The sequence below is a fragment of the Planococcus dechangensis genome (assembly GCF_042654465.1).
Taxonomy (GTDB): Bacteria; Bacillota; Bacilli; order Bacillales_A; family Planococcaceae; genus Planococcus; species Planococcus dechangensis.
This window is the reverse complement of record NZ_JBHSGL010000005.1, coordinates 598,292-621,162: the sequence shown is the minus strand read 5'-3', so window position 1 is coordinate 621,162 and position 22,871 is coordinate 598,292. Positions and strand designations below refer to the sequence as shown.

Annotated in this window: 18 protein-coding genes; all 18 read left to right on the top strand. The window is 47.7% G+C overall.

What is annotated here, in order from left to right; translation table 11 throughout:
• Nucleotides 1-64: 64 nt before the first annotated feature.
• Nucleotides 65-808: a hypothetical protein gene (locus tag ACFO5U_RS06320; protein WP_377277662.1), complete on the top strand. Its 744-nt coding sequence runs from the start codon at nt 65-67 to the stop codon at nt 806-808.
• Between the two features lie 88 nt (nt 809-896).
• Complete coding sequence (dprA, locus tag ACFO5U_RS06315) at nt 897-1,784, top strand: DNA-processing protein DprA (protein WP_377277661.1); 888 nt, start codon at nt 897-899, stop codon at nt 1,782-1,784.
• Between the two features lie 109 nt (nt 1,785-1,893).
• Nucleotides 1,894-3,963: a type I DNA topoisomerase gene (topA, locus tag ACFO5U_RS06310; RefSeq protein ID WP_377277660.1), complete on the top strand. Its 2,070-nt coding sequence runs from the start codon at nt 1,894-1,896 to the stop codon at nt 3,961-3,963.
• A 19-nt stretch (nt 3,964-3,982) separates the two neighbouring features.
• A complete protein-coding gene (trmFO, locus tag ACFO5U_RS06305) occupies nt 3,983-5,293 on the top strand; it encodes an FADH(2)-oxidizing methylenetetrahydrofolate--tRNA-(uracil(54)-C(5))-methyltransferase TrmFO (protein ID WP_377277658.1) in 1,311 nt (436 codons plus the stop codon).
• A 69-nt stretch (nt 5,294-5,362) separates the two neighbouring features.
• Nucleotides 5,363-6,256, top strand: a complete 894-nt coding sequence (xerC, locus tag ACFO5U_RS06300; protein WP_377277656.1) for a tyrosine recombinase XerC — start codon at nt 5,363-5,365, stop codon at nt 6,254-6,256.
• A gap of 15 nt (nt 6,257-6,271) precedes the next feature.
• Entirely contained in the window at nt 6,272-6,817 is a 546-nt protein-coding gene (hslV, locus tag ACFO5U_RS06295; protein ID WP_377277654.1) for an ATP-dependent protease subunit HslV, read from the top strand.
• Nucleotides 6,817-8,214: an HslU--HslV peptidase ATPase subunit gene (gene hslU / locus ACFO5U_RS06290; RefSeq protein ID WP_377279468.1), complete on the top strand. Its 1,398-nt coding sequence runs from the start codon at nt 6,817-6,819 to the stop codon at nt 8,212-8,214. Before hslV ends, hslU begins: the two co-directional genes overlap by 1 nt.
• A 95-nt stretch (nt 8,215-8,309) precedes the next feature.
• On the top strand, nt 8,310-9,089 hold the full coding sequence (gene codY / locus ACFO5U_RS06285; protein WP_377277653.1) for a GTP-sensing pleiotropic transcriptional regulator CodY: 780 nt from the start codon (nt 8,310-8,312) through the stop codon (nt 9,087-9,089).
• 267 nt (nt 9,090-9,356) lie between these two features.
• Nucleotides 9,357-10,073, top strand: coding sequence for a 30S ribosomal protein S2 (gene rpsB, locus ACFO5U_RS06280; protein WP_377277651.1), 717 nt, complete (start codon nt 9,357-9,359; stop codon nt 10,071-10,073).
• Between the two features lie 88 nt (nt 10,074-10,161).
• Nucleotides 10,162-11,046 carry a translation elongation factor Ts gene (gene tsf, locus ACFO5U_RS06275; RefSeq protein WP_377277650.1) on the top strand — a complete coding sequence of 295 codons (885 nt, stop codon included), beginning with the start codon at nt 10,162-10,164 and terminating at the stop codon, nt 11,044-11,046.
• Nucleotides 11,047-11,125: 79 nt separating this feature from the next.
• A complete protein-coding gene (gene pyrH, locus ACFO5U_RS06270; RefSeq protein ID WP_377277648.1) occupies nt 11,126-11,851 on the top strand; it encodes a UMP kinase in 726 nt (241 codons plus the stop codon).
• Nucleotides 11,851-12,408 carry a ribosome recycling factor gene (gene frr / locus ACFO5U_RS06265; RefSeq protein ID WP_377277646.1) on the top strand — a complete coding sequence of 186 codons (558 nt, stop codon included), beginning with the start codon at nt 11,851-11,853 and terminating at the stop codon, nt 12,406-12,408. The genes pyrH and frr overlap by 1 nt, the downstream gene beginning before the upstream one ends.
• Before the next feature lie 152 nt (nt 12,409-12,560).
• Nucleotides 12,561-13,355 carry an isoprenyl transferase gene (locus ACFO5U_RS06260; protein ID WP_377277644.1) on the top strand — a complete coding sequence of 265 codons (795 nt, stop codon included), beginning with the start codon at nt 12,561-12,563 and terminating at the stop codon, nt 13,353-13,355.
• Complete coding sequence (locus ACFO5U_RS06255; protein ID WP_377277643.1) at nt 13,352-14,143, top strand: phosphatidate cytidylyltransferase; 792 nt, start codon at nt 13,352-13,354, stop codon at nt 14,141-14,143. Before ACFO5U_RS06260 ends, ACFO5U_RS06255 begins: the two co-directional genes overlap by 4 nt.
• A gap of 18 nt (nt 14,144-14,161) precedes the next feature.
• The gene (dxr, locus tag ACFO5U_RS06250; RefSeq protein WP_377277641.1) at nt 14,162-15,304 is read left to right on the top strand and encodes a 1-deoxy-D-xylulose-5-phosphate reductoisomerase; all 1,143 of its coding nucleotides are present in this window, start codon (nt 14,162-14,164) and stop codon (nt 15,302-15,304) included.
• A 43-nt stretch (nt 15,305-15,347) separates the two neighbouring features.
• On the top strand, nt 15,348-16,607 hold the full coding sequence (rseP, locus tag ACFO5U_RS06245; RefSeq protein WP_377277639.1) for an RIP metalloprotease RseP: 1,260 nt from the start codon (nt 15,348-15,350) through the stop codon (nt 16,605-16,607).
• 85 nt (nt 16,608-16,692) lie between these two features.
• Nucleotides 16,693-18,396 (top strand): proline--tRNA ligase, encoded by a 1,704-nt coding sequence (locus ACFO5U_RS06240; RefSeq protein ID WP_377277638.1) that lies wholly within the window; start codon nt 16,693-16,695, stop codon nt 18,394-18,396.
• A gap of 80 nt (nt 18,397-18,476) precedes the next feature.
• On the top strand, nt 18,477-22,784 hold the full coding sequence (locus ACFO5U_RS06235; RefSeq protein ID WP_377277636.1) for a PolC-type DNA polymerase III: 4,308 nt from the start codon (nt 18,477-18,479) through the stop codon (nt 22,782-22,784).
• Nucleotides 22,785-22,871 lie beyond the last annotated feature (87 nt).

The window sequence follows — 22,871 nt, the reverse complement described above, 5'->3', positions numbered from 1 at the left end:
CCGTTTTCAGTTTTGCTGATCTATAATAAAACTAGCCGCAATGGGCGGACTAGGGGGTTGTGGCATGGAAGTAGAATGGATGATAGGAATCGCGGCCACAGCTATTGCTGCAGTTTCGGGATTTGCTATCGCGAAAAAAAGAACCAAAAAAATGACCGACATTACTCAAGAGCAAAAAATTCGGGATGAATTTGTAGCCCCGTTGCTGCCGGAGCTGATGAGCTTTTATCAATTGGGCATACTAGGAGTGGATCCGTTTGAAACCATCGACAGCGAAAAGCTCCTAAAAAAGTTTTACGATTATAGCCTGGGCCTTGACAATCCGCCTTACGACCGTCATGATGCGCTCGGCCATCTCCGTGAGTTGACTGAACAAATGAAGGGAGGGAAAAAAGAGCTGCTGGAAGCTTTTTTCTGGTATCTCGACTTTTCCAATGGCATATTGAAAGATACAGTAAAAGCGCCGCACCCTATTCTCCGAGAAGCACGACAGCTCCAAAAGCAATATGCTGTTTGGTTTATTTGCTATGAAGAATTGGAAGAAGATGCGCCAGATAGCATTCCAGAATTGATTCGCTATAGCGACTATTTCTCAGTTGTATTGAAAGATATTGAATTGAGCGTATTCCGGAATATGATGGATGATGAGGAAATGCGCCAACAACGCCGAGGGAATTTTGTACGCATTATTTTTCAGTCGCTTGAAAAAGAAGCGCAAGGAGAAGAAGAGTTAGCCGCAATCCGCCAATTCCACGACCATTATGACAAACGTTATACACACCGACACAAAGGGGAGATCCGCTTTTAAAAATATTTACGGATCGGTCTGTAAACTTTATGATAATAGACAGGTGCACTCGTTATATGCGCCAAAGCAAATCTAAAGGAGGAATGACATGAACAAACAATCCATACAACGGCTGTTGGCACTGCATTACGTTTACCCAAAGCCGTTGAATCGCTTAATGCCCATACTCAAAGAGGACCCCGAACTGGAATTTCTGCATCGCCGAAGTGCCATAGACATGGCGCAGCAACTGCAGCTCCCGCTTCACAAAGCGAGTTTGTTGAAGCAATCGTACCTACACCATATGAACGCCCCCTTCCACGCTATCTACGAAAAAAGCCACATCCACATCGTCACGTGTTTCGACCCCCTCTACCCGAGTTCTTTGCTGGAAATGATCGATCCACCAGCCATCCTATATTTAAAAGGCAACCCAGAACTATTGAAAGCCCGGGAAAAAATAGCCATCATCGGCTCCAGGAAAGCGCAATATTACTCGGACCGGGCCATTCAAGAATTGCTGCCGCCGCTGCTTGCAGAAGGATTCGTCATCGTCAGCGGCTTAGCGAAAGGAGCCGATGCAATGGCGCATCGCCACACCATCGATTCTGGCGGCAAAACCATCGCGGTCATCGGCAGTGGTTTTTTGCACCGCTATCCTAAAAGTAACGAGCCATTGTATTCTTTAATAGAAGAAACCCATTTGCTGCTCAGTGAATATCCGCCTTATATGACGCCGCAAAAATGGAATTTTCCTATGCGCAACCGCATTATCAGCGGGTTGTCACAAGGCATCATCGTCACGCAGGCAGAAGTGAAAAGCGGAACGCTGAGCACCATTGAACACGCCTTGGATCACGGAAAGGATGTGTTTGCAGTGCCGGGGGATATCTTTTCCCCTCTTTCGGAAGGCCCGCATAAATTAATTGCAGAAGGGGCAAAACCTGTCTGGAACGGCTCTCAAGTGCTTGAGGAATACCGCCAATTGAGAAGCTGAAGAAAGGCAATTCGACGAAATACCTTGCAATCGGCCATAAACTGTTATACATTTTGCATCAGGTGATTCTTTACACAATTTGAAGAAACCTCTATGAGGAGGAGTATCGATGGCTGATTTTTTGGTAATTGTCGAGTCGCCCGCCAAGGCGAAGACAATTGAACGGTATTTGGGAAAAAAGTATAAAGTAAAAGCTTCACTTGGCCATTTGCGCGATTTGCCGCGCAGCCAAATGGGTGTGGATGTTGAAAATAACTATGAACCCCGTTATATAACAATCCGCGGAAAAGGCCCTATTTTGCAGGAATTAAAAAAAGAAGCGAAAAAAGCGAAGAAAGTCTTTCTCGCGGCTGACCCCGACAGAGAAGGAGAAGCGATCGCGTGGCATTTAGCGAACGCACTAGGTGTTGATATTGAATCGGATTGCCGAGTTGTATTCAACGAAATTACAAAAGATGCTGTGAAAGATGCGTTCAAGCATCCGCGCAAATTGGACATGGATTTGGTGGATGCCCAACAGGCGCGCCGAATTCTCGACCGTTTAGTCGGATATAGCATCAGCCCGATTTTGTGGAAAAAAGTAAAAAAAGGTTTATCCGCCGGTCGTGTGCAATCTGTCGCGTTGCGTTTGGTCATCGACCGTGAAAATGAAATCAAAAGTTTCGAACCGGAAGAATACTGGTCAATTACGGGACAATTCGAAAAAGCAAAAAAGCAATTCGAAGCCCAATTTTACGGGACGCCGGAAAAGAAATTAAAACTTTCCAATGAAGAAGATGTCAAAGCTGTCATGGCAACGATGAAAGGCAAGGATTTCCTCGTCAAGAGCGTCGTGAAGAAAGAACGCAAACGCAATCCATCCCCTTCTTTCACCACCTCATCTCTCCAGCAGGAAGCCGCAAGGAAATTGAATTTCCGCGCCAAGAAAACGATGATGCTGGCCCAACAGCTTTATGAAGGGATAGCTGTCGGCAAAGAAGGCGTGACAGGTTTGATCACCTATATGCGGACAGACTCTACACGAATTTCCGACACGGCGAAACAGGATACAATTGAGTTTATAGTCGATAAATACGGAAACGAATACGTAACGCAAAAGGCTGCGGCCAAGCAATCGCAAAAATCTCAGGATGCCCATGAAGCGGTGCGTCCAACGAGCGTCCACCGCACACCGGAATCCATGAAAGCGATTTTATCGCGTGACCTTCACCGCTTGTATAAATTGATCTGGGATCGCTTTGTTGCGAGCCAGATGGCGCCGGCAGTACTCGATACCGTAATGGCTGAGCTGCAAAACGGTGAAGCGATTTTCCGTGCAAACGGTTCACAAGTAAAGTTTCCGGGATTTATGAAACTTTATATTGAAGGAACAGACGATAAAGTTGAAGAAAAAGACAATATTTTGCCAGAAATGACGGAAGGCGATAAAGTGAAGGCCGTAGAGATTACGCCGAATCAGCATTTCACGCAACCGCCTCCGCGTTATACGGAAGCACGACTCGTGCGGACACTAGAAGAGCTCGGAATAGGACGCCCGTCGACTTATGCTCCGACCTTGGATACCATCCAAAAACGCGGCTATGTCGCATTGGATGCCAAGCGCTTTATTCCGACAGAACTTGGCGAAATCGTGCATCAACTGGTTCATGAATTCTTCCCGGACATTCTCAATATCGAGTTCACGGCAAAAATGGAACATGACCTTGACAGTGTAGAAGAAAGCGAAGCGGATTGGCGCGCTATCATCGACGCCTTCTATAAAGAATTTGCGAAAGACTTGGAAGTAGCGGAAAACGAAATGGAGAAAGTCCAAATTAAAGATGAACCGGCGGGGGAAGATTGCGAACTGTGCGGTTCCCCGATGGTCTTTAAGCTCGGACGCTACGGAAAATTCATGGCGTGCAGCAATTTCCCGGAATGCCGCAATACGAAAGCGATCGTTAAGCACATCGGCGTCAAATGCCCGACTTGTAAAGAAGGCGAGATCGTCGAACGGAAAAGCAAGAAGCGCCGCGTATTTTACGGCTGTGAGCGCTATCCGGAATGTGAATTCGTTTCGTGGGACAAACCGATTGAGCGGCCATGCCCGAAATGCAGCAGTTTGATGGTCGAAAAGAAAGTGAAAAAAGGCGTGCAAATCAATTGCACAGCATGTGACTACAAAGAAGAAGTTCAATAATTAATCGAGGTGTTTAATCATGACAAAAATTGTGAATGTTATCGGTGCCGGACTGGCAGGAAGCGAAGCTGCGTGGCAGATCGCCAAACGCGGCGTCAACGTAAGGCTTTATGAAATGCGTCCGGTCAAACAAACTCCAGCGCACCATACGGATAAATTTGCGGAACTGGTATGCAGCAATTCGCTGCGCGCCAATTCCTTGACCAATGCTGTCGGCGTCATCAAAGAAGAAATGCGCAAGCTCGATTCTGTCATCATCAGCGCAGCGGACCAAGCATCGGTTCCTGCAGGCGGGGCACTCGCCGTTGACCGCCACGAGTTTGCCGGAACTGTTACGGAGAACGTCCGCAATCACCCACTCGTTGAAGTGATCAACGAGGAAGTGACGGAAATTCCGGAAGGCATCACGATCATTGCGACAGGGCCCTTGACATCACCGGCGCTTGCCGAGGAAATCCGCAAGTTGACTGGGGAAGAATACCTCTATTTCTACGATGCGGCTGCGCCGATCGTCGAAAAAGACAGCATTGATATGGATAAAGTCTATTTAAAATCCCGTTACGATAAAGGCGAAGCCGCCTACTTGAATTGCCCGATGACGGAAGAAGAATTCCGCCGCTTCCATACCGCGCTAGTTGAAGCGGAAGTCGTGCCGCTCAAGGAATTCGAGAAGGAGATCTATTTCGAAGGCTGCATGCCGGTTGAAGTAATGGCGGCGAGAGGCGATAAAACCTTGACATTCGGGCCGATGAAGCCAGTCGGTTTAGAAGATCCAAAAACCGGCGAACGTCCATATGCTGTTGTCCAATTGCGCCAAGACGATGCGGCCGGTACACTGTACAACATCGTCGGTTTCCAAACGCATCTCAAATGGGGAGCGCAAAAAGAAATCCTGCGCATGATCCCAGGGCTTGAAAACGTCGAAATCGTGCGTTACGGTGTCATGCACCGTAATACGTTCATCAACTCGCCGAACGTTTTGAAGCCGACGTATCAGTTGAAAGCCGACCCCAATATTTTCTTTGCTGGCCAAATGACCGGTGTTGAAGGCTATGTGGAATCTGCCGGAAGCGGATTGCTAGCGGGCATCAATGCTGCGAAGCTTGCACTTGGGGAAGAACCGCTTGTCTTGCCGGCCGAGACAGCGCTAGGGAGCATGGCCCGCTATATTACAGAAGCGGATAGCAAGAACTTCCAACCGATGAACATCAACTTCGGTTTGTTCCCGGACCTTGGGGAGCGCATTAGATCGAAGCAGGAGCGTGCGGAGCGCCATGCCAACCGGGCGCTGGAATCAATTCAAAATTATATGAATTCAGTGACGGTTTAATTGAAAAAAGCCTCTAAGTATTGGTATACTTTAGAGGCTTTTTCAATTGCCTGAAAGGCGGCATGCCAGATGATCAAAGAACAAATGCTCGAATCATACATGACTTATATCCAGTTGGAGAAAAATTATTCCACGCACACTGTCCACCAGTACCGTCAGGATCTGGAGGGTTTTTTTCTGTTTTTGGAAGAAGAAAGTGTCGCTGACCTGCAAGAGGTAGAATACTTGCATGCCCGCAATTACGTAACAAAACTATACGCCACAGAATTGTCCCGGACATCGATTTCCCGTAAGATTTCGGCGATCCGCTCATTTTTCCGATACGGCAACCGCGAATTCGGCTTGAGCGAAGTGGCGTTCCGTTCACTGTTCCATCCGAAAAAAGAAGAGCGGCTGCCGCAGTTTTTCTATGAAGAAGAACTGGAACAGTTATTCGCTTCGCTAGTTGGAGAAGATGCGCTGTCTCTTCGCAACCGTGCGTTGTTGGAACTTTTGTATGCGACCGGTATGCGTGTTAGCGAATGCGTGTCGATCCAGATGAAAGACTTGGACCGCCATATGAACATCGTCAAAGTGCTAGGTAAAGGCAGGAAAGAGCGCTATATCCCCTATGGCCAGTTTGCACACGATGCCTTGGAACTTTATATCGACGGTGCCCGTCCAAGGTTGATGAAGTCGAAAGAACATTCGATGCTGTTTGTCAACAGCCGCGGGGATGGGGTTACTGACCGTGGCATCCGCCATATCTTGAATGAATGCATGAAAAAGGCATCGCTCAACTCATCGATCTACCCGCACATGATCCGCCATACGTTTGCCACACACTTATTGAATAACGGCGCGGATATGCGCACCGTACAGGAATTACTTGGCCATGCGCATCTTAGTTCCACGCAAGTCTATACGCATGTTACGAAAGACCATTTACGCAATACGTATTTAAAGGCCCATCCACGGGCATAGGGAGGAGACCAAACCATGCAGGAATTTCATGCCACTACGATCTTTGCAGTAAAGCATAAAGGCAAATCAGCGATGGCAGGGGACGGACAAGTGACGTTCGGCAATGCGGTCGTCATGAAACATACCGCAAAAAAAGTCCGCAGGCTTTACAACAACGAAGTGCTGACCGGCTTTGCCGGATCGGTCGCTGATGCATTTACATTGTTTGAGATGTTTGAAGGCAAACTGACAGAATTTAACGGCAACCTTCAGCGTGCATCCGTAGAGCTCGCGAAGCAATGGCGCGGAGACAAAATGCTGCGCCAGCTCGAAGCGATGCTCATCGTCATGAACAAAGATGAACTTTTGCTCGTCTCAGGAACCGGGGAAGTCATCGAACCGGATGATGGGATACTCGCGATTGGCTCTGGTGGAAATTATGCACTCGCAGCTGGAAGGGCATTGAAAAAATATGCCGGCGAACAAATGACGGCAGGCGAAATCGCCCAGTCGGCCCTTGAAACGGCAGCGGATATTTGCGTCTATACGAATCACCAAATCATTATGGAGGAGTTGTCATGATGAAACCACAGAACGATTTGACCCCGCGGCAGATCACTGACCATTTGGACCGGTTTATCGTCGGGCAAAAAGATGCCAAGCGCTCGATAGCGATAGCGCTCCGCAACCGCTATCGCCGCAGCCGCCTGAATGAAGAAATGCAGGACGAAGTCATCCCGAAGAACATTTTGATGATCGGCCCGACCGGTGTCGGGAAAACTGAAATTGCACGGCGCATCGCCAAGTTGACGGGGGCGCCGTTCATCAAAGTCGAAGCGACGAAATTTACGGAAGTGGGCTATGTCGGGAGGGACGTCGAGTCGATGGTCCGTGATCTGGTCGAAGCGTCCGTGCGCATCGTCAAAGAAGAAAAATACGAAGCGGTGAAAGAGCGTGCACAAGCAGCGGCAAATGACCGCATCGTCAAGCTATTGGCACCCTCATTGAAGAAAAAGCAAAATGCCCAGAATCCGCTTGAAATGCTGTTCGGCCAAAAACAGGAACAAGAAGAGGAAGATCCGACCGCTGAAGTGGAAGTGCGCGTCAAACGCCGTGAAATTGCGGGCGATTTGAAGGCCGGCAAACTTGAAGACGAGTGGGTCACGGTCGAGGTGACGGAAAACACGGCTTCGATGTTTGATGCGTTCCAAGGTTCTGGAATGGAACAGATGGGTGAGAATATGCAGGATGCTTTGTCTTCACTCATGCCGAAGAAAAAGAAGAAGCGCAAGATGCAAGTAAAAGACGCACGTCGCGTGTTGACGGCGGAAGAATCGGAAAAGCTGGTCGACAGTGAAGAGATTTCAGCAGAAGCAATTCGGAGAGCTGAGCAGCATGGCATCATCTTTATCGATGAAATGGACAAGATCGCTAGCAAGAGTTCGACTTCTTCGGCTGATGTTTCCAGAGAAGGTGTACAGCGGGACATCCTGCCGATTGTCGAGGGATCAACTGTATCGACCAAATACGGCGCCATGAAAACAGACTATGTGCTGTTTGTCGCAGCTGGTGCTTTTCATATGTCGAAGCCTTCAGATCTAATCCCTGAGCTCCAGGGACGTTTCCCGATCCGCGTCGAGTTGACTAAGCTCGAGGTCGATGATTTCGTGAAAATCTTGACGGAACCGAAACATTCCTTGCTAAACCAATATAAAGCGCTTCTCGAAACAGAGGGAGTTGTGGTACACTTTACTGATGCGTCAATCGTCAGACTTGCGGAAATTGCTTATGAAGTAAATCAACAGACGGATAATATCGGCGCTCGCCGGCTTCATACAATATTAGAACGGTTACTGGAAGACTTGTCATTCGAAGCTTCTGAGATTTCTCCAGCCCAAATTGATATCACGCCTCAATACGTCAACGAAAAGCTTGAAAATGTGGCGAAGAACAAAGATTTGTCACAATTTATTTTATAAAGCAAGGCGTTTAGGTATCATTAAAGTGTAAAAACCTTTAGAATATTGAATAAACGGTGCGAAATACGTACGAATCATGTAGGAGGTTCATTATTATGAATTTATTAGGAAAAACAAGACGCATTAACTCTATGCTGCAAGCAGCAGCCGGCAAGCCGGTCAATTTCAAGGATATGGCTGAAACATTGAGCGAAGTCATCGAAGCAAATGTCTTTGTCGTCAGCCGCAAAGGAAAAGTCCTTGGCTATGCTGTCAATCAGCAGATTGAAAACGAGCGCATGAAAAACATGCTCGAAGAACGCCAATTCCCGATCGAATACACGCAAAACCTTTCAAACGTTACAGAAACATCCGCTAACATGGATGTCAGCAGCGAGCATACAATCTTCCCTGTAGAAGAGCGTGAACTGTTTAAAAACGGCTTGACTACAATCGTTCCGATTATCGGCGGCGGCGAGCGCCTTGGCACTTTGCTATTAGGTCGCGTCAACGAGCAATTCGGCGATGATGATTTGATTCTTGGAGAATACGGCGCAACTGTTGTTGGCATGGAGATCCTCCGTGAAAAAGGCGACCGCATCGAAGAGGAAGCACGCAGCAAAGCTGTTGTACAAATGGCAATTAGCTCATTGTCTTACAGCGAACTTGAAGCGATTGAACACATTTTTGAAGAACTCGATGGCAACGAAGGGTTGCTCGTCGCTTCAAAAATTGCAGACCGTGTCGGCATTACTCGTTCGGTTATCGTCAATGCACTCCGTAAACTTGAAAGTGCAGGCGTTATCGAATCCCGTTCACTCGGCATGAAAGGAACGTATATCAAAGTATTGAATACGAAATTCCTTGCAGAACTTGAACAATTGAAAATGAATTAATCCTTTAGGCCGCCCTGGACTATCCATTAGTTCCAGGGCGGCTTTTGCGTTCCTGAAAACAAGTTTATGCATTGCGGGAGTAATACACTCAAACCGATTTGCTGTTTTTACAAATATCAGTTGCAGGCACAAGTCGATGCGTGGTATAATTTCAAATGGTGTTAAATACACACGCATTTCGATCTGTTCCGTGGGTGCCTGTTCAAGGTAACGGCTCAGAAGGGAAAAATGCGGAGGTAAACAAAAACCTATTAGGAGGAACACATCATGGCAGTAATCTCAATGAAACAATTGCTTGAAGCTGGTGTACACTTTGGCCACCAGACTCGCCGCTGGAACCCGAAAATGAAAAAATATATTTTCGTGGAACGTAACGGCATCTACATCATCGACCTTCAAAAAACGGTCCGCAAACTTGAGGAAGCTTATAACTTCATGAAGCAAGTGGGCGAAGAAGGCGGAAAAGTTTTGTTCGTAGGAACAAAAAAACAAGCACAGGACGCGATCAAAGAAGAAGCAGAACGTTCTGGCAACTACTACATTAACCAACGTTGGTTGGGTGGAACACTTACTAACTTCGGCACGATCCAAAAGCGTGTTAACCGCATGAAGCAGATCGAGCGTATGGAAGAAGACGGCACTTTCGAAGTTCTTCCGAAGAAAGAAGTAGTTCAATTGAAAAAACAACACGAACGCTTGGATAAATTCCTAGGCGGTATCCGTGACATGAACGGTCTACCGGACGTAATGTTCGTAGTCGACCCACGTAAAGAGCGCATTGCAGTAGCAGAAGCTATGAAATTGAACATTCCAATCGTAGGTATCGTTGATACAAACTGCGACCCGGACGAAATCGATTACGTAATTCCTGCAAACGATGATGCTATCCGCGCGGTCAAACTCTTGACTGGTAAAATGGCAGATGCTCTTCTTGAGTCTAAGCCGGAAGAAGACGAAGTAGCTGCAGCAGAAACTGCTGAGTAATTCGCAAAGACTACAGGTGATAAGCGGCCAACCCCACTTATCACCTTTTTTTGAGAAAACACAGACAACATGAAGGAGGAATTTAATCATGGCAGTAACAGCCCAGATGGTTAAAGAATTGCGCGGAAAAACAGGCGCAGGTATGATGGATTGCAAAAAAGCATTGGTAGAAACTGATGGCAATATGGAAGCGGCTCTAGATTTCCTTCGCGAAAAAGGATTGGCGAGCGCATCTAAAAAAGCGGACCGCATCGCTGCAGAAGGAATCACTTCGATTCTTGTTGAAGGCAACGAAGCAGTTCTCTACGAAGTAAACGCTGAAACGGATTTTGTCGCTAAAAACGAAGGTTTCCAAACTTTGGTTAAAGAAATCGGCGAACATTTGCTTTCGACTAAACCAGCTTCTGTTGAAGAGGCGAATGCTTCTACAATGTCGAACGGTTTGACTGTAGCAGACCACATTTCAAATGCGATCGCAAAAATCGGCGAAAAAATTACATTGCGCCGTTACGAGATCCGTACGAAGTCAGACAACGACGCTTTCGGCCCTTATTTGCACATGGGCGGCCGCATCGGTGTTCTCGTTCTTTTGGAAGGTTCTTCCGATTCACAAGCTGCACGCGACATCGCTATGCACATCGCTGCACTTAACCCGCAATACATTTCACGCGACGAAGTGTCTGCTGACGAAGTAGAGCGCGAGCGCAAAGTATTGACTGAGCAAGCATTGAACGAAGGCAAGCCAGCTAAAATCGTTGAAAAAATGGTTGAAGGCCGTCTTGGCAAATACTTTGAAGACGTCTGCTTGCTAGACCAAGCTTTCGTTAAGAACTCTGACCAGAAAGTCCGCGAATTCGCTGCATCTGTTGGCGGAACAGTTAAAGAGTTTATCCGTTACGAAGTTGGCGAAGGCATCGAAAAACGCGAAGACAATTTCGCTGATGAAGTTATGAGCCAAGTCAACAAAAAATAATCTAACATTTATATGAATCATCCAGGGAACACAATGTTGTGTTCCCTGTTTTTCAATAAACGTGTAACGGAGGGTACCGATGAGTGTTCCAAAATATAAACGCATTGTACTAAAATTAAGTGGAGAAGCAATGGCAGGCGGACAAGGTTTCGGTCTTTCCCCTGACATCATCAAATCTGTCGCAGCGCAAGTGAAAGAAATTGTTGAGCTTGGTGTAGAAGTTGCGGTAGTAGTTGGTGGAGGAAATATTTGGAGAGGCAAAGTCGGCTCTGAAATGGGCATGGACCGCGCAACGGCTGATTACATGGGAATGCTGGCAACGGTCATGAACTCACTTGCCTTGCAGGATTCACTCGAGAAGCAAGACGTGGAAACGCGTGTACTGTCTTCGATCGAAATGCGTCAAGTAGCTGAACCGTATATCCGCAGAAGAGCGATTCGCCATCTGGAGAAAAAACGCGTCGTGATTTTCTCTGCAGGAACCGGAAATCCATATTTCTCAACGGATACGACAGCGGCTTTGCGTGCAGCCGAAATTGAGGCAGATGTCATCTTGATGGCGAAGAACAACGTCGATGGTGTTTATTCTGCTGATCCGAAAACGGATGCAGATGCGATCAAGTATGATGAACTTTCCTACTTCGATGTCATCCAGCAAGGGCTTCAAGTTATGGACTCGACCGCTTCCACATTATGCATGGACAATGATATTCCACTCGTAGTATTCTCTATAATGGAAAAAGGAAATATAAAACGAGCTGTTCTGGGTGAAAAAATCGGAACAGTAGTGAGGAGAACGATATAATGCCGAAATCTATCATGAATGACACGAAAACGAAAATGAGCAATGCCATTCAAGCGTTCTCGCGTGATTTGGCTGCTATCCGTGCAGGGCGTGCAACGCCTTCACTGCTCGACAAAATCACGGTCGAGTATTATGGAGCGCCAACACCGATCAACCAAGTTGCCGGGATTTCAGTACCGGAAGCGCGTTTGATCATGATTCAGCCATACGATAAAACGGTATTGGGAGAAATCGAAAAAGCAATCCAAAAATCAGATCTAGGCTTAAGCCCTTCAAGTGACGGGAATGTCATCCGCCTTGCAGTTCCAGCTTTGACTGAAGAACGCCGCAAGGATTTGGTCAAGCAAGTGAAGAAGGAAGCGGAAGAGGCAAAAGTGGTCATCCGTAACATTCGCCGCGACGCTAACGACGATTTGAAAAAACTTGAGAAGAAAAGCGAAATCACAGTCGATGATCTGCGCGGTTATTCAGATGATGTGCAAGACATGACAAATTCCCATATCACAAAGATCGATGATATGGTCAAAGAGAAAGAAACAGAGATTATGGCAGTTTAAGCGAACTTCATCTGTTCTACGGCGTCCTGTTTTACAGGACGCTTTTTTCATGCCAAAATTTCGGAAGTGCCTGGAAAGTTCACGCACAATGCACGTTTTTTTGATATGATAAGCAATAGACATGCCGATTGGTTACAGGTGGAGGATTAATTATGTTCAATAAACTATTAAAGAGAAATATAGAGCCGATAATCGTGGAATACGGCGAGCGTGCCATGGCTGTTGCTGGCGCGGGTGTACCTTCGCACGTGGCAATCATCATGGACGGCAATGGGCGCTGGGCAAAAAAACGCTCAATGCCGCGAGTTGCTGGCCATCACGAAGGAATGAAAACGGTCCGGAAAATCACCAAGCTCTCAAGTCATTTGGGAGTGGATGTGCTGACTTTATATGCATTTTCAACAGAAAACTGGAAGCGGCCAAAAATGGAAGTCGATTTTCTCATGCGTTTGCCGGAAGAGTTTTTATCCAATTTCCTGCCTGAACTGATCGAAGAAAATGTTCGCGTGGAGATGATGGGCTATGTGGATAATCTGCCCGCCCACACGATACAAGCGGTACAAAAAGCTAAAGAAGCGACAAAACATAACACAGGCTTAGTTTTGAACTTCGCATTGAATTATGGAAGCCGTGCGGAAATCGTCGATGCGGTGAAGAATTTGGCTTCGTTAGTCCAAGCAGGAGAATTGGAGCCGGAGGACATTTCAGAAGAAATGATCACTGGCCGCCTAATGACAAAAGAGCTGCCGGAACCGGATCTCTTGATTCGGACAAGCGGAGAAGTGCGCTTGAGCAATTTCATGCTATGGCAATTGGCTTATACGGAATTTTGGTTTACCGACACTTTATGGCCGGATTTCAATGAAGATTGTTTACTGGAAGCATTTGAGGTGTACCAGAAGCGCAATAGGCGGTACGGTGGGTTGAAGGGGGAAGAAGCGAATTGAAGCAGCGTATCATTACTGGAGCGATAGCAGCAGCTTTATTTATTCCATTTGTCATACTTGGCGGCATACCATTCATGGTGATGGTATATGTCCTTGCCACGATCGGTTTTCAGGAACTTCTGAAGATGAAAGGCCGGAGCCTCATGAGTGTGCCCGGCCTTATTTCTCTGTTGGCGCTCTATGCTTTTATGCTCCCTGGGGAATGGTCACAGCAAGTATTTGAATGGACGGGCTATGCTAAAGTGGAATTCGCCTTTATGGCGGTCATTTTATTGCTAATACATACTGTCGTCGTCAAAAACAGTTTCACTTTTGATGACGCTGCATTTGCCATACTTGGTTCTTTATATGTAGGGCTTGGATTTTATTATTTGATCGAGACGCGCGAATCCGGTCTTGCCGTTTTGATATTTGCATTGCTGGTCGTCTGGTTCACCGATTCGGGGGCGTATTTTACGGGGCGCAAAATCGGGAAACGCAAACTATGGCCTGAAATTTCACCGAATAAAACGATTGAGGGATTTGTCGGGGGCATTATTTGGGCAGTAGGCATCGGAGTCGTTTTCGCTTATTTTGCGGGCATGGAGCAGTCGATGGTTGTTGTCATCATCGTAGCCATTGCTGCTTCGATTTTCGGGCAATTGGGTGATTTGGTGGAATCCGCACTCAAGCGCCATTTCAACGTAAAAGATTCAGGGAAGATTTTGCCGGGACATGGCGGCATACTGGACCGCTTTGACAGCATCCTGTTTGTCATGCCGTTATTGCATTTTCTTCATTTCATTTAAGAGAGGATTGTTGGATAGATGAAAAAAATCATTTTGCTTGGAGCGACCGGTTCGATTGGTGTCCAAACAGCGGATATTATCCGGGAACATCCGGAACAGTTTTCTCTTATCGGATTTTCAGCCGGTAAAAACATGGAAATCACGCGGAAATTCATTTTGGAATTCCTTCCCGAAATCGTTTGTGTGCAGTCTGCCCAGGATGCGGAGCAATTGCAAAAAGAATTTCCGAAAACTCAATTTGCCCATGGGCATCAAGGCTTGATCGATGCGGCAACTTATGATGCGGACGTATTGGTCAATGCGGTCATCGGCAGTGTCGGCCTTGAACCGACTTTGGAAGCAATTAAATTAGGCCGTACAATCGCCATCGCCAACAAGGAAACCTTGGTGACAGCAGGACACCTAGTCATGCAAAGCGCCAAGAAATACGGGGCGGACATCCTGCCGGTCGATAGCGAGCATTCGGCGCTATTCCAGGCATTGAATGGAGAGAAACTCGAGCAGGCGAGCCGTTTGATCCTAACGGCTTCAGGCGGCAGTTTCCGCGACAAAACGCGCGCCGAACTGAAAAACGTCACGGTAGAAGATGCACTCAACCACCCGAACTGGTCAATGGGATCGAAAATCACCATCGATTCGGCGACCATGCTCAATAAAGGGCTTGAAGTCATTGAAGCACACGTCTTGTTCGATTTTGCTTACGAAGATATCGATGTCTTATTGCACCGCGAGAGCATCATTCACTCCATGGTGGAATTCCAAGATACGAGTGTAATGGCTCAGCTTGGCACGCCTGACATGCGGGTGCCAATCCAATATGCACTGTCCTACCCGGATCGCCTGCCCCGAGCCGACGCAAAACGATTGGATTTGGCGGAGATTGCGCAATTGAACTTCCGTGAGATGGATTATGACCGTTTCCACGCTTTAAAATTGGCATTTGATGCAGGACGGGAAGGCGGAACGATGACCACCGTTTTGAATGCGGCCAATGAACAGGCTGTGGCGATGTTCTTGAATCGCCAAATCGGATTTTTGCAGATCGAAGATTTTATCGAACGGGCGATGGAGGCACACAGCTCTATTGCTGCCCCGGACCTCGGGACAATTCTCGCAGTGGATTCCCAAACAAGAAAAACAGTCGAAAACATGCTAAAATAGCGACAGATTAAAACCGAATAGGTTTATGAAGGATGGGTTCAAAATGGAAACAGTATTGGCGTTCATAATCATTTTCGGCGCATTAGTGTTTTTCCACGAGCTGGGCCATTTCCTGTTCGCTAAGCGGGCTGGGATTCTTGTTCGTGAATTCGCTATCGGGATGGGGCCAAAAATATTGGGCATCACCCGAGGCGAGACGCTTTATACGGTAAGATTGTTGCCAATCGGCGGTTATGTCCGCATGGCAGGAGAAGAAATGGATGCCATTCACTTGCAGGCTGGGCACCGCATCGGCTTGTTGCTGAATGAAGAAGGACTCGCGAAAAAAGTCATCCTCAACCAAAAGCATGTGTATCCGGATATTTTATTTCTGGAAGTAGAACAAGCCGACCTAGAAAAAGAGCTCTACATTAAAGGCTATGATGAAGACGAGCAATTGGTGAACATCAAAGTGGCGCGTGATGCGGTTGTGGAAGAGAACGGGCGCGAAACGATTCTCGCACCTCATGACCGGACATTCGATGCGAAAAACTTGCCGAACCGGTTCATGACGATTTTTGCCGGGCCGCTCTTCAACTTTATTCTCGCTTTCTTTATTTTTACTGCAATCGGAATGATGCAAGGCGTTCCGACATTTGAACCGGTCATCTCCGAAGTGACGGAAAACAGCCCAGCTGAACAAGCCGGCATGCAAGACGGCGATGTGGTCACTGAAATCGAAGGCCAATCAATCAATAGCTGGGATGAGCTGGTCGAATCGGTTCAAGGAAATGCCGGAAATGCATTGGATTTCCAAGTTGAACGCGGCGGCGAGCAGCTGGAGTTCACCATCACGCCCGAACTTTCCGAGCAGGCTGCCGAGCCAGTCGGAGTAATCGGTGTGTTGTACCAAAGCCCTGTGGAAAAAGACTTTTTCGGGTCTTTCGCTTATGGAGCTGAACAAACGGTGTTTTGGTTTAAAGAAATCTTCCGATTGCTTGGCATGCTGGTGACCGGTCAATTTACGATCGATGCCTTATCAGGGCCGGTCGGCATTTACAAAACGACGGAAGAAGTCGCGCAATATGGCATCTTTACATTGATGAGTTGGGCGGGCATGCTTAGCATCAACTTAGGGATCATGAATCTCTTGCCCCTGCCAGCACTCGATGGCGGACGCTTGATGTTCTTTGTCCTAGAGGCGCTGCGCGGCAAACCGGTCGACAAACAAAAAGAAGGCATGGTCCATTTTGTCGGCATTATGCTTTTGATGCTGCTGATGATCGTTGTTACCTGGAACGACATCCAGCGATTTTTCTTTTAATTGGTGAGAGGAAAGCGGCATTCCGCTTTCCTTTCTCTGCTACATAGAGTTCATAAAATAATAGTCAGTTGAGGTGTATTCGGTTATGAGACAAACATTGAGCTTTATCCCGACTTTACGGGAAACGCCAGCTGATGCGGAAGTGAAATCGCATCAATTATTGCTGCGTGCTGGATTTATCCGCCAAAATACAAGTGGGATTTATTCGTTTTTGCCGCTCGGCAAACGGGTCTTGCATAAAGTGGAGCATATTATCCGCGAAGAAATGGAAGCGATCAACGGCGCTGAAGTGTTTATGCCGGCTTTGCAGCAAGCAGAATTATGGCAGGAAACCGGTCGCTGGTATTCTTATGGCGACGAATTGATGCGCTTGAAAGACCGCAATAACCGGGAGTTCGCGCTTGGCGCAACCCATGAGGAAGTCATTACGAGCTTGCTGCGCGATGAAATCAAATCGTACAAAAAGCTGCCGCTGACGCTTTATCAGATCCAGTCTAAATTCCGCGACGAAAAACGCCCGCGCTTCGGTTTGCTGCGCGGACGTGAATTTCTCATGAAAGATGCCTATTCGTTCCATGCGACAACAGAAAGCCTGGATGCGACATATATGGATATGATGCAAGCTTATAGCAATATCTTCAGCCGTCTCGGTTTGAATTTCCGTGCCGTCATTGCAGATTCAGGCGCTATCGGTGGCAAAGACAACCATGAGTTCATGGTGCTGTCGGAAATCGGCGAAGACACGATCGCTTATTCCGACAGTTCTTCCTATGCCGCCAATATCGAAATGGCAGCGGTGAATATGGGTTACCCGAAATCCGAAGAAGCGGTACGCCCGATCGAAAAAGTCTCGACGCCTGACCAGAAGACCATCGCCCAAGTTGCGGAATTTCTTCAGACGACACCTGAAAACTGCATCAAAACTCTTGTGTTCAAGGCAGACGAAGAATTGATCGTTGTGTTGTCGCGCGGAGACCATGAAATCAATGACGTGAAAGTCAAACATATTTCAGGCGCCAAGCTTGTTGAAATGGCGACGCCGGAAGAAGTAAGTGGCTTATTGTCTTGCGATATCGGATCGATCGGCCCTGTCGGCTTGCCAGAAGGTATCCGTGTTTTCGCTGATAAAGCGGTTCAATCGATCGTAAATGGCGTTGCAGGCGCAAACGAAGAAGGTGTTCATTTAATCAATGTAACTCCTGGTGAAGACTTTTCAGTTGAAGCTTACGGCGACTTACGTTTTGTTAAAGAGGGCGATCCATCACCAGACGGCGAGGGCACGATCAAATTCGCCAAAGGCATCGAAGTTGGCCATATCTTTAAACTGGGCACGACTTACAGCGAGCCGATGAAAGCGACATTCCTAAACGACCAAGGAAAAGCGATGCCTTATATTATGGGCTGTTACGGAATCGGCGTGTCACGGATTGTTGCTGCAGTCGCAGAGCAGTTCCAAGATGAGTCTGGATTTACATGGCCGAACGCCGTGGCTCCTTACGAGGTTCATGTGGTGCCGGTCAATATCAAAGACGATGCGCAGCGTGAAGTAGGCGACGAAATTTACGGGCAATTAAAACGCGAGCGCTTTGAAGTGCTGCTTGATGATCGTAAAGAACGTGCAGGGGTAAAGTTTGCAGATGCTGACTTGATCGGTGTGCCGATTCGCATAACGGTCGGAAAACGTGCAGCAGAAGGCATCTTGGAAGTGAAAATCCGCCAAACGAACGAAACAGTCGAGTGGCATAAAGACGAAGTGCTCGACAAAGTGCGCGAGTATTTCAATAAATAAGTAAAAATCTGATATGATAAAAGGAAAGTACATGTGTACTTTCCTTTCTTTTTCTGAAATAAATGGCGAAGGGGATAATCATGATAAATGAGCAAGACGCCAAAATGAGATTTAAATTATTGCTTCAGCATTTGGAGTTAACGGAAGACGTAAACATGCCGTATTTTGAAGATGCGGAATTGACTCGGATGACCGTCCATAAAAAAGAGCGTTCGTGGCGATTTCTCGTCAAAGTGAAGCATGTGCTGCCACTGGAGCTGTTTATTCAATTGCGCGAACGGCTGCAGGCAAAGTTTTCGTCAATCGCGGCTGTGCAGTTGCATATAGAAACTGACGCCAAGCTGGCGGAAGGAGAGCAAGTGGGTGCTTATTGGAGGCAAGTCGTAGATGAACTGGCAGACATGGCACCACCGCTGCGCGAGCGCCTGTTATCACAAGCGCCCGACTGGAACGGCAGCAAGCTCATTGTCGATTGCTGCCACGAACACGAAATGATGGCTTTAAAATCCAAATATACAGAGAAACTCAGCGCAGTATACCGTCAATTCGGCTTTCCGCCGTTTTCCATCGATTTTCAGCTGTCTGCTGAGGATCAGCAAGCGGCACATGAAGCGTTCATGGTCGAACGCAAAGTCGAAGAAGAAGCAATGGCAAAAAAAGCGGTAGCCGATATGAAGAAAAGGGAAACCGACCGCAAGGAAAACGGTGCGCCTTCAGGGCCTTTCCAAATGGGCACCGGAATCAAGCCGGATGAAAACATTGTGGAAATCCGGTCGATTGTCGATGAAGAACGCCGCGTTACGATCGAGGGCTTCGTGTTCGACGCAGAAGTGCGGGAGCTCCGCAGCGGGCGTTCTTTATTGACTGTGAAAATTACGGATTACACCGATTCGATTCTCGTGAAAATGTTCTCTCGTGACAAGGAAGACGCAGAATTGATGGCACAGGCGAAAAAAGGCATGTGGCTAAAAGCGCGCGGCTCGATCCAAACCGATACGTTTGTGCGCGATTTGGTCATGATGGCGCAGGACATGGTTGAAATCAATCCGACTGTACGCAAAGATACAGCCGAAGTTAAACGTGCGGAATTGCATTTGCACACGAAGATGAGCCAGATGGACGGGGTGTCCTCTATTGATTCACTGGTGGCACAAGCGGCTAAATGGGGCCATCCGGCAATCGCTGTTACCGATCATGCGGGTGTGCAGGCATTTCCAGATGCCTACGCAGCAAGCCAAAAACACGGCATCAAAGCGATTTTCGGGCTTGAAGCCAACTTGGTCGATGATGGTGTGCCGATAGCGTACGAAGAGCGCCACGTGCGGCTCGACGAAGAAACGTACGTGGTGTTCGACTTGGAGACGACCGGGTTATCTGCCGTATACGATACCATTATTGAACTGGCGGCAGTGAAAATCAAAGGCGGGCAAATCATCGAGAAATTCGAGCGTTTCGCTAACCCGCACCATCCACTATCTTCAACAACGATCGAATTGACCGGTATCACCGATGACATGGTCAAAAATGCGCCGGAAGTGGAAGACGTCATCCGTGAGTACCACGAGTGGGCAGGCGACCACATCATGGTCGCGCACAATGCTTCATTCGATATGGGCTTCTTATACGTCGCCTATAAAAAACTGGGCATTGATAAAACACATGCAACCATCGATACGCTCGAATTGGCGCGTATGCTCCATCCAGAATTGAAAAATCATCGCCTGAACACTTTAGCGAAAAAATTCAATATTGATTTAACGCAGCATCACCGCGCCATTTACGATACAGAAGCAACTGCATATTTATTGACCCATTTGCTGAAAGAAGCAGATGAAAAAGGGATTTTGTACCACGATCAATTAAATGATTACGTCGGCACTGGGGATTCCTATAAGCGCTCGCGTCCGACGCATTGCACTTTGCTGGCAAAAGACCAGGAAGGCTTAAAAAACCTCTTCAAGCTCGTGTCAGCTTCGCATATCAATTATTTCTATCGTGTGCCGCGCATTCCGCGTTCATTGTTGCAGCGCCATCGCAAAGGCCTGCTCATCGGCTCCGGCTGTGACAAGGGCGAAGTATTCGAAGCAGTCATGCAAAAATCGATGGAAGAAGTGGAGCGCGTCGCCCAGTTCTACGATTACCTGGAAGTACACCCGAAAGAAGTGTACCAGCCGTTGATCGAACGCGAATTGATTCGTGATGAATGGAATTTGGAAGACATTATCCGCAAGCTGGCCAAAGTGAGCCGCAAGCTCGATAAGCCGCTGGTGGCAACAGGGAACGTCCACTACTTGGATGAAACAGACGCGGTATTCCGCCAAGTCCTGATCGGCTCGCAAGGCGGTGCCAATCCGCTGAATCGCTCCAAACTGCCAAAAGTCCATTTCCGCACGACCAATGAAATGCTTGAAGCATTCGATTTTCTAGGTGAAGAAACGGCGCGCGAAATCGTCGTCGACAACTCGTTGAAAATCGCAGATATGATTGACGTCGTCAAACCGATTAAAGACGAATTGTATACGCCGAAGATCGAAGGAGCGGATGAGGAAGTCCGTGAACTCAGCTACGCGACGGCTCGTTCCATTTACGGCGACGATCTTCCGGAGATCGTTGAAGCACGCATCGAAAAAGAATTAAAGTCGATCATCGGTCACGGCTTTGCGGTCATTTATTTGATTTCGCATAAGCTCGTGAAAAAATCGCTCGATGACGGTTATTTGGTCGGTTCGCGGGGGTCTGTCGGCTCGTCGCTCGTGGCGACCTTGACAGAGATTACAGAAGTCAATCCGCTGCCGCCGCATTATGTTTGCCGCAAATGCAAAAAGCATGAGTTTTTTGACGACGGCTCGGTTGGTTCAGGTTTTGACCTGGCAGATAAAGACTGTCCTGATTGCGGTATTCCATATAAAAAAGATGGCCAGGACATCCCGTTTGAAACATTCCTTGGTTTTAAAGGCGATAAAGTACCCGATATCGATTTGAACTTCAGCGGAGAATACCAATCGAAAGCGCACAATTACACGAAAGTGCTATTTGGGGAAGACAATGTCTTCCGTGCGGGGACGATTGGGACAGTTGCAGAAAAAACGGCATACGGCTACGTCCGAGGCTATGCCAACGACCGTGACATGACGCTTCGCGGTGCGGAGATCGACCGCTTGGTGCAAGGTTGTTCAGGCGTCAAACGCAGCACCGGCCAGCATCCGGGTGGTATTATCGTTGTGCCTGACTATATGGATATTTATGATTTTTCACCGATTCAGTTTCCGGCAGATGCCCAGGATTCGGAATGGAAGACGACTCATTTCGACTTCCACTCAATTCATGACAACTTGTTGAAACTGGATATTCTCGGACATGATGATCCGACCGTTATCCGGATGCTGCAAGATCTTTCCGGCATCGACCCGATGACCATACCGACGGATGATCCGGAAGTGATGAAAATATTCGCAGGGCCAGAATCGCTCGGCGTTACAAAAGAACAGATCGGCTGCAAGACCGGGACGCTCGGCATCCCCGAGTTCGGGACGCGTTTTGTGCGCCAGATGCTCGAAGATACCAAACCGACGACATTCTCGGAGCTCGTGCAGATTTCCGGACTGTCCCACGGCACGGACGTTTGGCTTGGCAATGCACAGGAATTGATTCATAACGGCACATGCCAGCTGTCCGATGTTATCGGATGCCGGGATGACATCATGGTCTACTTGATCTATCAAGGGTTGGAATCTTCTTTAGCGTTCAAGATCATGGAATCGGTGCGAAAAGGTAAAGGCTTGACGCCGGAGATGGAAACGGCGATGAAAGAAAAAGCCGTGCCGAACTGGTATATCGAATCCTGCAAGAAAATCAAGTACATGTTCCCGAAAGCGCACGCCGCCGCGTACGTATTGATGGCGGTGCGGATCGCATATTTCAAAGTGCATTTCCCGGTTCTCTATTATGCGGCGTACTTCACCGTGCGTGCAGAAGATTTCGATGTCAATGCGATGGCCAAAGGTTCACAGTCCATTCGTGCGAAAGTCGATGAGATCAATTCCAAAGGTCTCGAAGCTTCGACAAAGGAAAAGAACTTGATGACCGTCATGGAGTTGGCACTCGAGATGGTAGAGCGCGGCTTCAGTTTCCAGAAAGTCGATTTGTATAAATCGTCTGCGGATCAATTTTTGATTGAAGGCAACACGTTGATTCCGCCATTCAATGCCATACCCGGTCTTGGCACGAATGCTGCCAAGTCGATCGTGGCCGCGAGAGCGGAAGGCACGTTCTTGTCGAAAGAAGATTTGCAGCAGCGCGGACGTGTTTCGAAAACGATCATCGAGTATATGGATGATCACGGCTGCCTAGAAGGGATGCCTGACGCCAATCAGCTGTCGCTGTTCTAGCCGGTTGCGCCACACCGCCAATCATGGTATTATAGTGGTAACATTTACTGATAGCTCTGTCGCAGAAGAGTGGGTTCTCCCGCTCTT